Origin of the sequence: Nonomuraea turkmeniaca, from assembly GCF_005889735.1 — a bacterium.
Taxonomy (GTDB): Bacteria; Actinomycetota; Actinomycetes; order Streptosporangiales; family Streptosporangiaceae; genus Nonomuraea; species Nonomuraea turkmeniaca.
The window spans coordinates 19,150-31,982 of sequence record NZ_VCKY01000056.1 but is presented as its reverse complement, the minus strand read 5'-3'; the positions used below and the strand labels follow the sequence as shown (position 1 = coordinate 31,982).

Genomic DNA, 12,833 nt, shown 5'->3' with positions numbered 1-12,833 from the left:
GACCGTGGGCCGGTCGCACTCATCGGCTGCCTTTCGCTCCGGTGGGTCAAGTCAGATCAGGCCAGGTAGCGCAGCCACAGGTACGGCGTCACCAGCGCCACGGTGACGACCGTGACGATCAGGCCGTACTTGGTGAACTGCCAGAAACTGATCGGGTGCCCGTTGCGGGCGGCGATGCCGATCACGACGACGTTGGCGGCGGCGCCGACGGCGGTGGCGTTGCCGCCCAGGTCGGCGCCGAAGGCCAGCGCCCACCACAGCACCTGCCCGGGGCCGTCGCTGCCATTGGCCTGGACCAGGTCGGCGACGATGGGACTCATCGTGGCCACATAGGGGATGTTGTCCACGATCGCCGACAGCCCGGCTGAGGCCCACAACAGCACCATCGTGGTCAGCCCGAGCTGTCCTGAGGTGGCTTCCACGGCCAGCCGGGAGACCTGGCCGATCACGCCGGTCTGCACCAGCGCGCCGACCATGACGAACAAACCCATGAAGAACACCAGGGTGGGCCACTCGACCTCGGCGATGGCCTGCTCGGTGGTCACCTTGGTGGCCGCCACCAGCACTCCCGCCCCGAGGATCGCCACCACCGACGGCTCATAGTGCAACACCGGATGAGCCACGAAGGCCGCCATCACCAGCGCCAGCACCGTCAGGCTCTGCCACAGCAACCTGCGGTCGGCGATCGCCTCCCGCTCATCCAGCGCCATGATCTCCTCGGCGCGGGCGGGATCGTAAACGAACGCCTTACGGAACAGCAGCCAGCACAACGCGACGAACACGACCATCAACACGACGACCATCGGCGCCATGTGGACCAAGAAATCGTTGAAGCTCAACCCGCCCCGGCTGGCGATGATGATATTCGGCGGGTCGCCCACCAGAGTGGCCGCGCCACCGATGTTGGACGCCATCACCTCCGCGATCAGGAACGGCACCACCGGCAGCGCCAGCCGCTCACACACCAGAAACGTGACCGGCGCGATCAGCAGCACCGTCGTGACGTTGTCCAGCAACGCCGACGCGCTCGCGGTGATCACCACCAGCAGCACCATCAGCCGGTACGGCCGGCCGCGGGCGCGTTTGGCCGCCCAGATCGCCAGAAACTCGAACACGCCGGTCTGCTTCAGCACCCCGACGATCACCATCATGCCCAGCAGCAGGAACACGACGTTCCAGTCGACGCCGCTGGTCTCGGAGAAGAACGCCGCTCCGGCGTCGGTCGCGTGGATGGCCAGCATGATTCCGGCCCCGCCCAGCGCGGCCGCCACCCGATGGATCTTCTCCGAGGCGATCAGCGCATACGCGCCGAGGAAGACCGCGACCGACAGCCAGGCCAGCACCGTCATGCGGCCAGCACCCGGTCCAGCAGCGCCTGCAGGGTGACCGCGCCCAGCAGCCGCTCCTGCTCCACGACCGCGACCAGCGGGCTGTGCGTGCGCGCCATCAACGCGGCCAGTTCCAGCACGGTGGCGTCCGGATCGGTGACCGGCAGCTCCCGCCGATCAGGTGGTAGCGCCTGGCGCACGGTCCGGTCAGCCAGTGCGGAGGCGAACGCGTCGGCGTGCGCCTCATCCACCACCCGGGCCAGCGCCGGGTCGTCCAGGCAGTAGCCGGGCACGGCCAGGCGCAGCACCTGGGTGCCGGGCAGGATGCTGACCGGCAGCCCGCGCTCGTCAACGACGATCAGGCCGGGCAGGTCCTGGCCCGCCAGCAGCCGGGCAGCCGCGATCACCGGGGTGTCGGCGGTGACGGTCGGGAAGGCGGCAAGCAGGTCACGAGCGCGCACGGCGGGCCCCATTTTCACGGTCGGCGATAAGACTGCCGACCAGACTTCCCGGCGCACCTGCAGAGAACCTATCAACACGCGTCAAGATCAGACACAGTGGGCGTGTACCGGTCAGCAACGTGGCGACCCTGCGATGACACCCCGCTCGGGTCCGAAGCAGCCTTGACATCGGCATGCCGGGCCGGTGGTCATGGGCCGTCATGAGCGGGTGGATAGAGCCCGGCCTGGCGGTAGACGGCGGTGAGGTAGCGCAGCATCTCGGCGGCGTCCGGCGGGTCGGGCTGCAGCACACGGTAGGTGACCGCGCCGGCCATCATGTCGATCAGCACGTCCAGGTCGGTGTCCGGGGCCAGGGCGCCGTCGGCCTGAGCGCGCTGGAGCATCGCGGCGGCCAGTTTGCGGCGGGGCACGATGTAGTGCCTCCAGTAGACGGCCATCAGCGAAGGGTGGCTCACGGCGGAGCCCATGATGCGGGCGACCAGCGCGCGGAAGGCAGGGCTGGCGGCGGTCTCGGCCGCCGCGGGCAGGACGCGTTCGACGAGGTCGCGCAGCGGCAGGGCGTAGACGTCGGCGGCCGAGGGGGTGACCTCGGTGGCGACCCACTGCTCGATGGCCTGGGCGATCAGGTCCTCCTTGGTGCTCCAGCGGCGGTAGAGGGTCGGCTTGCCCACCCCAGCCCGTTTGGCGACCTGTTCGATGCTGATGCCCTCAACGCCGCGCTCGACGAACAACTCCAGCGCGGCATTCAAGATCGCGGTATCGGTCTGGGGGTCGCGCGGGCGTCCGCGTCCCCGGGTGGCACTCACGCGAGGGCTCCATCCAGCCAGCGGGCCAGGTCGGCGGGGCCGCCCTTGCAGGCCAGGTGCGCGTCCGGGCGCACGAGCAAGGCGGGACTGGCGGCGGCACCGTCGACGGGACCGGCGGCGTGGAGCCTGACCACCCGGTCGCCGAGCCGCTGCCGGGCCGCCTCGAAGGCGGCGTCGCACTCGAGGCCGTCGCCGAGCACGGCCCACCTGCCGCGCAGCTCGGCGTGCAACCGCGTCCGGCTGCCGTCAGGGCGCCGGCAGGCCAGGTCGCCGATACGGTCGCCGGGGCGGGGCTTGCGGCCTCGCCCGCCGAGCGGGCCGCGCCGGTAGCTCACCCACAGCTGCGAGGTGGTGTAGGTGGTCCAGCGCTGGACCCACGCCTGGTTGAACACCCGCACCAGCACCTGGTCACGCAGGAACCGGCCGAGCGGGCTGCCCGCGATGTTGACCTTGGTCGCGGCGGTGCTGCCGCGCAACACGGCGGTGGCCAGCGGGCGGCGTTCGGCCTGGTAGGTGTCGAGCAGGCGCTCCGCAGCCGCGCCCTCGGCGACGCCGTGGACGACCAGCGCGAGCTTCCAGGCGAGGTTCTCGGCGTCGCCGAGCCCGGTGAGCATGCCCTGCCCGCCGAACGGGGCGTGCACGTGAGCGGCGTCGCCGGCCAGCAGGACGCGCCCGTCGCGATAGGCGTCGGCCAGGCGGCGGTGCACGCTGAACAGCGACGCCCAGGTGACGTCGTGCAGGCGGATGCCGGGCAGGCCGGTGCGCTCGGGCAGGATCTGCCGCATGCGCTCGGCGATCTCCTCCTCGCTCGGCTTGTCGGCCGAGAAGGCGGCGTCGTAGGCGAGCAGCCGCCACTGCTCGCCCGGCATCGGCATCGCGCCGAGCACGCCGTCGGGGTGCGTCCAGCCGCTGGTGCCCGAACGGTCCAGGCCAGAGCCTGAGCCGGGGTCAAGGCGGCCGTCGACCAGCAGGAACCGTTCGCTGACCTTGACGCCGGGAAAGCCGATGCCGGCCAGCTTGCGCACCGCGCTGCCGGTCCCGTCGCAGCCCGCCAGCCAGCCCGCCCGGACGGTACGGCCGTCGCCCAGCACCGCGGTGACCCCGTCCGCGTCCTGCTGGAATCCGGCCAGCGCCGCGCCCCATTCCGGCCGGCCGCCCAGGTCCGCCAGCCGCTCGCGCAGGTGCGCCTCGACGCGCGCCTGGGAGATCACCATCGGCGGGGCAGCGGTGCCCAGGCCGGGGTCGCCGAACCGGATCCGCATCATCGGACGGTCACCGGCATAGGTGGTGATCGTCATCGCCCGTACCGACTCCTCGGGGAGGTTGACGAGGGCGTCCAGGCGGTCCAGCACTTCCGAGCCGCGGGCGTGCACGAAGTTCGCCCTCGACGTTGTCGCCGGGCCGGCGGCTTTGTCGACCACGCGGACCGTGACGCCGTGCTGCAGCAGCGCGCACGCCAGCGCGAGGCCGACCGGGCCCGCACCCACCACCAAGACAGCAGTCTCCGCTTCCACGGTTCCGACCTCCTATTTATTTAACGAAACGGGATCGTAAACATATAATGCACTTGGACGTGGTTCTGGTCCAGGGGGAACGACGATGGCAGGTCAGGGCTGATGGCAGCTAACCCCTCATGCGATCAGAGACCGCATGCCGCCGAACGCGAGACCGTGTGAACCGACGGGGCCGAGGGGGAGGGAAGTGTGTTCCCCTCGACGGGTGAAGCCGTTGTACGGTGAACCTGGTGCGCCGGGAAGTCTGGTCGGCAAAGGTCCGATACGACGACCCCGGAGACGCAGATGAGCGGTATCCCGCGACAGCACCGTGCAGACGAGATCACAGACGCCACTGCGACGCGAACGGGCCGGCGTGCACGTCGGCTCACCCCCGTGGGAGAGCGGGGTCTGACCCTGGCCCGCGTTGGGGCGCAGACGGTGGAATACCGGATGCACGGCGACGGCCCCGGCACGGTCCTGCTCTTCCACGGCGGCCACATGCGGGCGCAGCTGGCCCTCGGTGAGGACGTCTTCACCGATGCGGGATTGCGGGTGCTCATTCCCTCGCGTCCCGGCTACGGGCGCACACCCTTAACCGGGCCATCGACCGGGGCTGCCCCCGTGACGGACTTCACCGACACCATGGCCCGCTTGTGCCGGAACCTGGGAGTCGATCAGGTGGCCGCGGTGGTCGGCATCTCCGCCGGCGGACGTACCGCTCTGACCATGGCGGCCCGCCATCCCGACCTGGTGCAGCGGGTGATTCTGCAAAGCCCGGTCGGTTTCCTGCCCTGGCCCGACCGGCGCACCCACCTCGGCGGACGGATCCTGTTCCACCCGGCGGTCGAAGCCGTCACCTGGGCACTCGTGCGCGCGGCGATCCGCTTCGCGCCCGGGCAGGCCCTGCGGCTGCTCACCCGCGACCTGTCCCTGCTGCCCGTCGGCCAGGTGCTGGCGCAGCTGAGCGCCGCCGACCGCGCCACGCTGACCGGCCTGTACACCTCGATGCGCTCGGGCCGCGGCTTCGTCGCCGACATGCTCCCGGTGGCCGACTGCACCGCGCATATCAGCCAGCCCGCCCTGGTCATCGCCACCCGCAACGACCGCTCGGTGCCCGTCGCCCACGCCCAATCCCTGACCGCGGCGATGCCACGGGCCGAACTGGTGGAAAGCCGCGCCGACAGCCACATGATCTGGTTCGCCCCCGACTACCCCGCCATCGCCGCCCAGATACGCGCCTTCCTCCTCACCGACCACCACACCGCTGGCGGGCACGTGAACGCCTAGCGGGGCACCGCAGTCGATCGGCGACAGCAATCGCCGACAGCAGTTGCCGGCCAGGCTCCGGCACACCTGCCGGGCAAGCCATCAAGAAGCGTCAAATCAGGCACACAAGAACGACGGTGGAGCGATGCCGGTCATCGAGGTCGACGGGGTCGTCAAGCGCTACCGCGACGTCACCGCGGTCGACGACGTCAGCCTGCATGTCGAGCAGGGGCAGATCTACGCCCTGCTCGGCCTCAACGGGGCAGATCTACGCCCTGCTCGGCCTCAACGGCGCCGGCAAGACCACGCTGATCCGCATGCTGCTCGGCATGATCGCCCCCACCGCCGGATCGGTAAGCGTGCTGGGTGCCGCCGTGACGGCCGGCGAGCGCTCGGCCTGGGCCAGGGTCGGCTACCTGGTCGAGGTACCCGTCGCCTACCCCGAACTGACCGTACGGGAGAACCTGCACCTCGTACGCCGGCTGCGCCGCCTGCCAGGAGGAACCGACGAGGTCATCGAACGCCTGGCCCTCACCCCGTACGCCGACCGCCGCGCCCGCACCCTGTCCATGGGCAACCTGCAACGCCTGGCCCTGGCCAAAGCGCTCATCCACGCCCCCGACCTGCTGATCCTGGACGAGCCCGTCAACGGCCTGGACCCCGCCGGCGTCGTGGAGATCCGCACCCTGCTGGCCGGCCTGGCCCACCAGCACGGCACCACCGTGCTGCTGTCCAGCCACCTGCTGACTGAGGTCGCCCGCCTGGCCACCCGCATCGGCATCATCCACCACGGCCGGCTGCTCGGCGAGCACGACACCGACGCCCTGGAGCAGCACCTAGGGCGCCGCTTGAACATCACCACCCGCGACGACACCAAGGCCCACGACGTGCTCCACGCCCACGACTACCACCCCGGCCCAGCCCCCGGCGGCGGGCTGCTGCTCACCTGCCTTCGCTGCAGCTGAGCCTGCCGGTGACCCCCAGCCGACGCAGGGAAAGCGCCGTCGCACCCGGGTTGGACAACGTCCCACCGTCGAGGTTGACCGATCCGCGGACCTGGGTGGAGTCCAGAAAGACCTCTCCGTTCGCCACAAAACCCGGTGTGAGCCGCAGTCCGCTGCCGATCTCCATCAGCGGCGCGTTCAGCGCGCGTCTTCCCGGATTGGCGAGGCCCGCCTGCGCGAAACGGAGCGAGCCGGCTACGCGGGCTCCGCGCAGAAGGACTTCACCTTCGGTAGAGAAGCCGTCATCGATGCGCAGCCCGCCCTCGACACTGAGTCTCTCCGCGTTCAGGGCGATGCCGTCCGGGTTGGACAGCTGGGCTCCGCTGAAGACGCACCGGCGCCCTATCCGGGCGTCCTGCACGCTCAGCTCCCCCCAGGAGCGGAAACCGCGGGCACACGACAACCCGCCGTCGATGACGACCCCCTCGGCGGTGAGGCTGAAGCCGCCTGACCGCCCGACCCGTGCGCCATCGAGGGTCATCGTCCCGCCGATCCTGGCGCCAACAACGCGTAACTCACCGTCGATGACGGCGTTCGCGCACAGAAGATCACGGTCGACAATCAGGCCGTCGGCATGGACCGCCTGAAGTGCGTGGATCGCTGCGCCGCTGAGATTCAGTGTCCCGGACACGTGGGCCCCGGTGAGCTGGATCGGGCCGGCCATCTCGCAGCCTTCCAGGCGCAGTGCCCCGCGGATCACAGCGTCTACGGCCCGCAGTCCGGGCGCCCGGGAGGCAGCGAGGTCGACCAGGCCAGTGCGGGCTCCGGTGAAGACCGGCGCTTCCTCGAACTCGCACTTGGTCAAGATCAGAGGATGTTGTACCTCGGCGTACGACAGGTCCAATCGGCCGGTGATCCGGGCGCCGGACAGGTGCATGCCGGGCGTCTGCCCTGCAAGGCGTTCCCGGGCGCCGAGCAGCATCCTTGCGATGATCGCAGCCCGAACGGGGGTGCCGGGAAGATCCACAGGGCGCGCTGTGGGAAACGCCTCCCAGAGGGCGAGTTCCGGCTCGGACAGATCCTCGATGATCACAGGGGCACTCCTGGAAGGTCGCACGCGTCGGCAAGGAGAGCCTCCAAGGTCACCACCTGTCTTAGCAACCTTTATGCCCGGCCCATTCGCGTATTGAAGACCTTCTCGTTCGCCTTGGCCTCGGCGATGATGTCGGCCAGCGTGCGCTCGCCCACCACCGGATACAGCGCCTTACGGACGATCTCCTCCGGCAGCTCCAGCGCCGCAGTGGCCAGTTTCACCAAGATGTTGTTCTTGCCCTGCACCCGCCGGAACTCACCGTTGAGCTCGCCCTCGGCCTTCTTCTCCGCCCGCACGCTGATCTTGTGGACGAGGTGGATCAGCAGCTCGGCTAAGACGTCGGTGATCTCGGCCTGCCGCACGTGGCAAAGCGCAGCCAGCAAGGTGATGCCCATCGGCACCTCCGCCGCCTTGAAGTCGGAGGGGTACAGCTTCATCGCCCGCGCCCGCCAGCCGGCCACGACCTTCTCCGAGACTCCGTCGAACAAGGTGGCCGGCAGGTCGATCGCCTCGACCCGATCCAGCTTCACGATCTCAGCCAGCAGCGTGTCCAGTTGGAAGGAGCCCGGATCCTCCTTCAGCTCCTGCAAGAACGCGCGCCGCCGACCTTCATCAGCGGCTGCTGCGGTGGCGGCCTGAGTCCGTCCCTCCTGCTCAGCAGCGCCCTGGCTTGAGGCCGAATCCTCACAGGTCACAGTGGGCGGAGGCGGGGGCGCGGTGATGACCTCCTCCAACTTGCCCACCGACTCCAGCGACAAGCGCTCCAGGGTGGTGTGGGTGAAGTTCCGCTCGGACATCGCCTCGGCGGTGCTCAGAACGCGTTCGATCCGGGTCGTCTTCGGTGGCTCGATCCGGTCCTCGCGGCAGCGCGTCAGCAGCGCGCCGCGCAGCCGGTCCCGCGACATCTCTACCGGGCAGATCTTGGTGGCCAGCCAGTCGGCGAGCTTGTCCTCATCGCCCAGCGTCGGCTCACGGAAGTCGTGGAACTCCCGGACCTGCGCCCGGTGGTCCTTGATGGTGCGCCCCGACCAGTCGTATGAGGCGAACAAGGCCGCCTCGACCTTGACTTGCCCGGCCATGAAGTCCACCGCGGCCCGCGGGGTGTCCTCGCGCCGGGGAAAGCGCGCCTCCAGCTCGAAGAACTTCAGCATCAACGCGAACCCCAGCCGCGTCGTTCCGGACTTGTTCGCCAGTAAGGCTGACTCCTCCTCATCCAGCGTCCAGCACTCGATCAGGTCCTCTAGCTCCCACTCGCGCCGCATGCCCCGCACCCCTACTTCTCCGCGATCTCGCTGAAGTCAGGAGAAACATGGTTTGTAACCGTTCGGCTACCGACCGGTATAGCGGACCCGCGATCATGACGTACCGGCTTTGAAATGCAACACTCCGTCACATTCCCCTGCATCGGGGCCGGCCATCGGCCTACCAACTACCCAAACAGTGATTACACTGAGTTACTTTGCCCCTGCTGGCGCCGACCCGAGTGAGGGGCCTTGTTTGTCGATGCCTTCTACGACCGGGCAACGGCGTCCAGGTTCACCACGCGGACGCCGCCGTCCTGCGTCCAGAAGATGACACCGCTTCCTGACGGGGGCCCGGACTGATGGAAATCCAACGGATATGGTCCTGACCTCCGGAATCCATGGGACGGGCACGGCCGCGAACGCTCGCGCCACTAGCGAATTCACCGCGCGCTCCTTAACCGGGCTCGCGTTCAGCTTCCTGGAGTTGCTGCCACTTCGCCATCGACCGCTTGATCTCCTCGCGTACGAACGCGAAGAACCGTCGGGTCTCGTCCAGCCGCCGTCCGGCGGGAGAGTCGGGACCCAAGACCGCGATGCCCTCGCCGGCGCCTTCCTGCAGCCGGACCAGCACAGGGTCGGACTGGCTGATGTAGTGGCTCCAGGTGTGCTCGTGGATGCGGCAGAAGTCGTGTCGGCTACCGGGTTCGCGGCCGCGTTCGACCAGCCGCACCTGCACCAGGTACTTGACCGCCCCCGAGATCGCTGACGCGCCGACGCCCAGTCGCTCGGCGAGTTCGGCGGCCGACAGCTTGCCGGAGTCGGTGACCAGCAGCGCGGCGTATACGCGCGAGGCCATCCGGGGCATGCCGGATTCGACCATGATCTGCGCGAACCGTTCCTGGTAGCCGGCAATGGCATTCTCGTCCCCTCGTGTCACCGAAGCTCCCTATCTGCCCTTGATTGTTGAAGTGTCCGCGAACTTCACGAAATTTATGAAATGAGTCTAGTGTAGCTGTATGGGAGACACGGAACTCGTCGGAGTGCAGCAGGCCCTAAGCCCCGTCCTCAAGGCCAAAGCGCTGGACAACCGACTACCGGACCCGATCCTCGGTGACGAGTACGCCGAGCAGGCGATGCGCCGCCTCGACCCCGGCTACGACAAGCGCAGATTCGGCACCAGCCAGATGGGCCTCGTCGCCGTGGTGCGCGCCAAGGCCCACGACGACTGGGCGCGAAGCTTCCTCACCGATCGCCCTGACGCGGTGGTGCTGCACCTGGGCTGCGGTCTCGACGCCCGGGTGTACCGGATCGACCCGCCCGCCACCGTCGACTGGTATGACCTGGACTATCGATCCGTCATCGACCTGCGGCGGCAATTCCTGCCGCCACGCGAGCACTACACCCTGATCGACTCCAGTGTCACCGACCTGACCTGGCTGGAACGCATTCCCCGCGGCCGGCCGGTGCTGATGATCGCCGAGGGATTGGTGCCCTATCTGACCGAGACTGACGTCCGGCGGCTGCTGGTCAGCGTCGTCGATGCCTTTCCCGCTGGACAGATACAGTTCGACACGGTGGCAGTCTGGGCGTGGCGCACCTCGAAATGGGATCCCACGCTGCGCAAGTACGGCGCCCAGTTCCACTGCGGCTTCAACGACCCGGCAGAGCTGGCCGATTGGCACCCGCGGCTCGAATACGTCGATGAGGCGCCGATGAACGACTCGCCGGTGCTGATGGCCAAGGCGCCCGCGAATGTACGCCGCATGTACCGCATCATGAATCTGCTGCCGGGCATGAAGCGGTCCACCCGCATCGTGCGGTTCCGCTTCTGACACGGGCCGCGCCCGTCTGTACGTGTGAGATCGACTCACGGGAGGCTGGCACGATGCGGAAACTGATCTTCGGCATGAACGTGACCCTGGACGGCTACATCGCCGCGCCCGGCGACGACCTCGGCTGGAGCGGAGGGGACGGACCGGACTCATCGCCGAGCGCCGAGCTGTTCCAGTGGTGGTACGAACAGATGCGGGCGAGCGAGCTGTCGCTGTACGGGCGCAAGCTGTGGGAAGCGATGAGTTCCCACAGGCCGACCGGCGACCAGCAGCCCAACGCCACCCAGGCGGAGATCGAGTTCGCGCGCCTGTGGCGGGACATGCCGAAGGTGGTGTTCTCATCGGCGATCGACAAGGTCGACTGGAACACCCGCCTGATCACTGGCGACGCGGTCGCCGAGATCACCCGGCTCAAGGCCGAGGTCGGCGGCCCGATGGACATCGGCGGCGCGACGCTCGCCGGGGCGGCCATGCGGGCCGGGCTGATCGACGAGTACGCGATCGTCACCCATCCGGTCCTGGTGGGCGGCGGCACGCCGTTCTTCACCGCGCTGGACAGCTGGGTGAACCTGAACCTGGTCGAGACGCGGACATTTCCCGGCGGCATGGTGATGACGCGATACGAGAGGAGGCGATGAGCACGGGCCACATGCTCGGCTCGTCAGGCCAGGTCGAAAGCCTTCCTGGCGTGCTCACCGTGACCATCGGCGAGCGTTTCGAGTGAGCTGTTGACCGACTCGCTGAAGATGAGAACAAACGGTGCCGCCTGCCCGTGCGCTGGACTCGTCGACGATGCGTACTTGTCTGATCACAGCGTCGCGGGCAGGCTCAGCCATGGTTTGTCGGTGGCGTCGAATCCGGTGAGCTCGGCGATCTTCCCGTCGACGATGTGCAGGACCGCGATGGCGAACAAACGGTATTCCGGGTCGCCGGGGCTGCGGAGGTACAGCACGGCGGCAGGCATGCGGTTGACCGTCGTGGCGATGCAGCGCCAGTCGTCGTAGCCGCGCTGGAAGAGCCCACTGGAGACCCAGCCGTCCACCGCGTCCTTGGCCGTGACGACCAAGGTGCCCGGATCGGGCAGCATCGTGAAACGCAGGTCGTCGCGCAGCAGGGCCATCAGCCCGTCGAGGTCGTTGCGCTCATGGGCGTCCATATACGACTTCACCACGCTGCGCTCGTCATCCGACAGCTCGCGCGTGGCAGGGCTCCGCCAGTCGAGGCGACGGTCGGGCAGCTGCTCGCGCATCGTCACGCGCGCCCGCTGCAGCGCGCTGGTCACCGATGCGACGGTCAGTTCGAGGGCGATGGCGGCCTTCGACGCCGGCCAGCCGAGGACATCGCGCAAGATGAACACCGCCCGCTGTCGCGGCGGCAGATGCTGCACGGCGACGATGAACGCCAGCTCGATCGTCTCCCGCGCCACCACCGATTCCTGCGGGTCCTCCGGGAGCATCCGGTCCGGGTAGGGCCGCAGGTAGTGCACTTCCGAGCCCCCGCCCGGCAGCTCGGCAGGCACGGGTGTGCGGTCGTTGCGCTTCTCCAGGAAGTCAAGGCAGGCGTTCGTCGCGATCCGGTACAGCCAGGTCCGCAGCGCAGCGTGACCCTTGAACGACTCCCGCTTGTTCCACGCTCGCAGGAACGTCTCCTGCGTCATGTCCTGGGCGTCCTCGTAGTTGGCGAGCATCCGGTAGCAGTGCACCTGCAGCTCACGCCGGTGGCGCTCCGTGATGAGTGCGAACCGCGCCGTGTCGCCTGAGCGGACCGCCGCGATGAACGTGGCCTCGTCGGCGCCCAGCAGTCTGGCGTCGGTCATGGTCATCAATCCTTCCACCGGTGCGAGAGGGCTGACAGAACTGACGGCGTGGCGGAGGATTTCTGATCGGTGAAGCCGCTGACACTGGGCCGTTCGCCAGACCGGATGGGTCGGGGTCGATCCAGGGTACGTGCTCCGGGTCGGGCACACCCTCGATGTCGAGGTGGGGCCAGCACGGCCAAGCGTTGGTTTCGGCGCCTGCTACTTAGGGGCCGCATCGGCGCGCCTCCGACCACGATGCCAAACCAGACGCCGCCTCGGCGAGGTCAGTCACCCGCGCGGCCTCGCCGAGGTCGGACAGGACGCCTAACCGACGGTTCAGACCGGCGGTGGCGCGCTCACAGCGTCGCGCTGAGCTTGGAGTTGCTTCATGTCGGCGCGCTCCTCGGCCTCGCTGGCCGGACTCCAGCTGAGCAGCTCGCGGTCCGACCGCGAGGTCATCGCGCCACCGCCCTTTCCTGGACCACTCTTAGGCTTAGTCTTAGGCGGCACGGCTGGAATCTGCACGACCTGCGCCATTCCCGACTCACCCACGCCGGCGAGGACG

Annotated in this window: 13 protein-coding genes; 4 read left to right on the top strand and 9 right to left on the bottom strand. The window is 68.6% G+C overall.

Annotation, left to right across the window (positions count from 1 at the left end):
- Positions 1-56: 56 nt before the first annotated feature.
- From ETD86_RS18565 to ETD86_RS18550, 4 genes are all read right to left on the bottom strand, one after another.
- Positions 57-1,349: an ArsB/NhaD family transporter gene (locus ETD86_RS18565; protein WP_138667415.1), complete on the bottom strand. Its 1,293-nt coding sequence runs from the start codon at positions 1,347-1,349 to the stop codon at positions 57-59.
- Positions 1,346-1,789: a CBS domain-containing protein gene (locus ETD86_RS18560; RefSeq protein WP_138667414.1), complete on the bottom strand. Its 444-nt coding sequence runs from the start codon at positions 1,787-1,789 to the stop codon at positions 1,346-1,348. Before ETD86_RS18560 ends, ETD86_RS18565 begins: the two co-directional genes overlap by 4 nt.
- Before the next feature lie 188 nt (positions 1,790-1,977).
- Positions 1,978-2,595, bottom strand: coding sequence for a TetR/AcrR family transcriptional regulator (locus ETD86_RS18555; protein ID WP_138667413.1), 618 nt, complete (start codon positions 2,593-2,595; stop codon positions 1,978-1,980).
- Positions 2,592-4,109 carry an FAD-dependent monooxygenase gene (locus ETD86_RS18550; protein ID WP_170223141.1) on the bottom strand — a complete coding sequence of 506 codons (1,518 nt, stop codon included), beginning with the start codon at positions 4,107-4,109 and terminating at the stop codon, positions 2,592-2,594. Before ETD86_RS18550 ends, ETD86_RS18555 begins: the two co-directional genes overlap by 4 nt.
- 375 nt (positions 4,110-4,484) lie before the next feature.
- On the opposite strand from ETD86_RS18550, the gene ETD86_RS18545 reads away from it, so the two are divergent.
- Positions 4,485-5,378, top strand: coding sequence for an alpha/beta fold hydrolase (locus ETD86_RS18545; RefSeq protein ID WP_246147985.1), 894 nt, complete (start codon positions 4,485-4,487; stop codon positions 5,376-5,378).
- A gap of 197 nt (positions 5,379-5,575) precedes the next feature.
- Positions 5,576-6,322, top strand: a complete 747-nt coding sequence (locus ETD86_RS18540; RefSeq protein ID WP_211370138.1) for an ABC transporter ATP-binding protein — start codon at positions 5,576-5,578, stop codon at positions 6,320-6,322.
- Here ETD86_RS18540 and ETD86_RS18535 read toward each other — a convergent pair.
- The 3 genes from ETD86_RS18535 to ETD86_RS18525 all read right to left on the bottom strand — a co-directional run bounded on the left by ETD86_RS18535 (position 6,300) and on the right by ETD86_RS18525 (position 9,575).
- Entirely contained in the window at positions 6,300-7,394 is a 1,095-nt protein-coding gene (locus tag ETD86_RS18535; protein WP_138667411.1) for a hypothetical protein, read from the bottom strand. The genes ETD86_RS18540 and ETD86_RS18535 overlap by 23 nt on opposite strands.
- A 71-nt stretch (positions 7,395-7,465) precedes the next feature.
- Positions 7,466-8,656 (bottom strand): DUF4158 domain-containing protein, encoded by a 1,191-nt coding sequence (locus ETD86_RS18530; RefSeq protein ID WP_138667410.1) that lies wholly within the window; start codon positions 8,654-8,656, stop codon positions 7,466-7,468.
- 436 nt (positions 8,657-9,092) lie between these two features.
- Positions 9,093-9,575: a GbsR/MarR family transcriptional regulator gene (locus tag ETD86_RS18525; protein ID WP_138667409.1), complete on the bottom strand. Its 483-nt coding sequence runs from the start codon at positions 9,573-9,575 to the stop codon at positions 9,093-9,095.
- A gap of 79 nt (positions 9,576-9,654) precedes the next feature.
- On the opposite strand from ETD86_RS18525, the gene ETD86_RS18520 reads away from it, so the two are divergent.
- Entirely contained in the window at positions 9,655-10,470 is an 816-nt protein-coding gene (locus ETD86_RS18520; protein WP_138667408.1) for a class I SAM-dependent methyltransferase, read from the top strand.
- Positions 10,471-10,523: 53 nt separating this feature from the next.
- Positions 10,524-11,108 carry a dihydrofolate reductase family protein gene (locus ETD86_RS18515; protein WP_138667407.1) on the top strand — a complete coding sequence of 195 codons (585 nt, stop codon included), beginning with the start codon at positions 10,524-10,526 and terminating at the stop codon, positions 11,106-11,108.
- Between the two features lie 170 nt (positions 11,109-11,278).
- Here the strand turns inward: ETD86_RS18515 and ETD86_RS18510 are convergent, their stop codons facing one another.
- Positions 11,279-12,286, bottom strand: coding sequence for an RNA polymerase subunit sigma-70 (locus tag ETD86_RS18510; RefSeq protein WP_138667406.1), 1,008 nt, complete (start codon positions 12,284-12,286; stop codon positions 11,279-11,281).
- A gap of 318 nt (positions 12,287-12,604) precedes the next feature.
- Positions 12,605-12,727 carry a hypothetical protein gene (locus ETD86_RS59150; protein WP_281286928.1) on the bottom strand — a complete coding sequence of 41 codons (123 nt, stop codon included), beginning with the start codon at positions 12,725-12,727 and terminating at the stop codon, positions 12,605-12,607.
- Between the last annotated feature and the right edge of the window lie 106 nt (positions 12,728-12,833).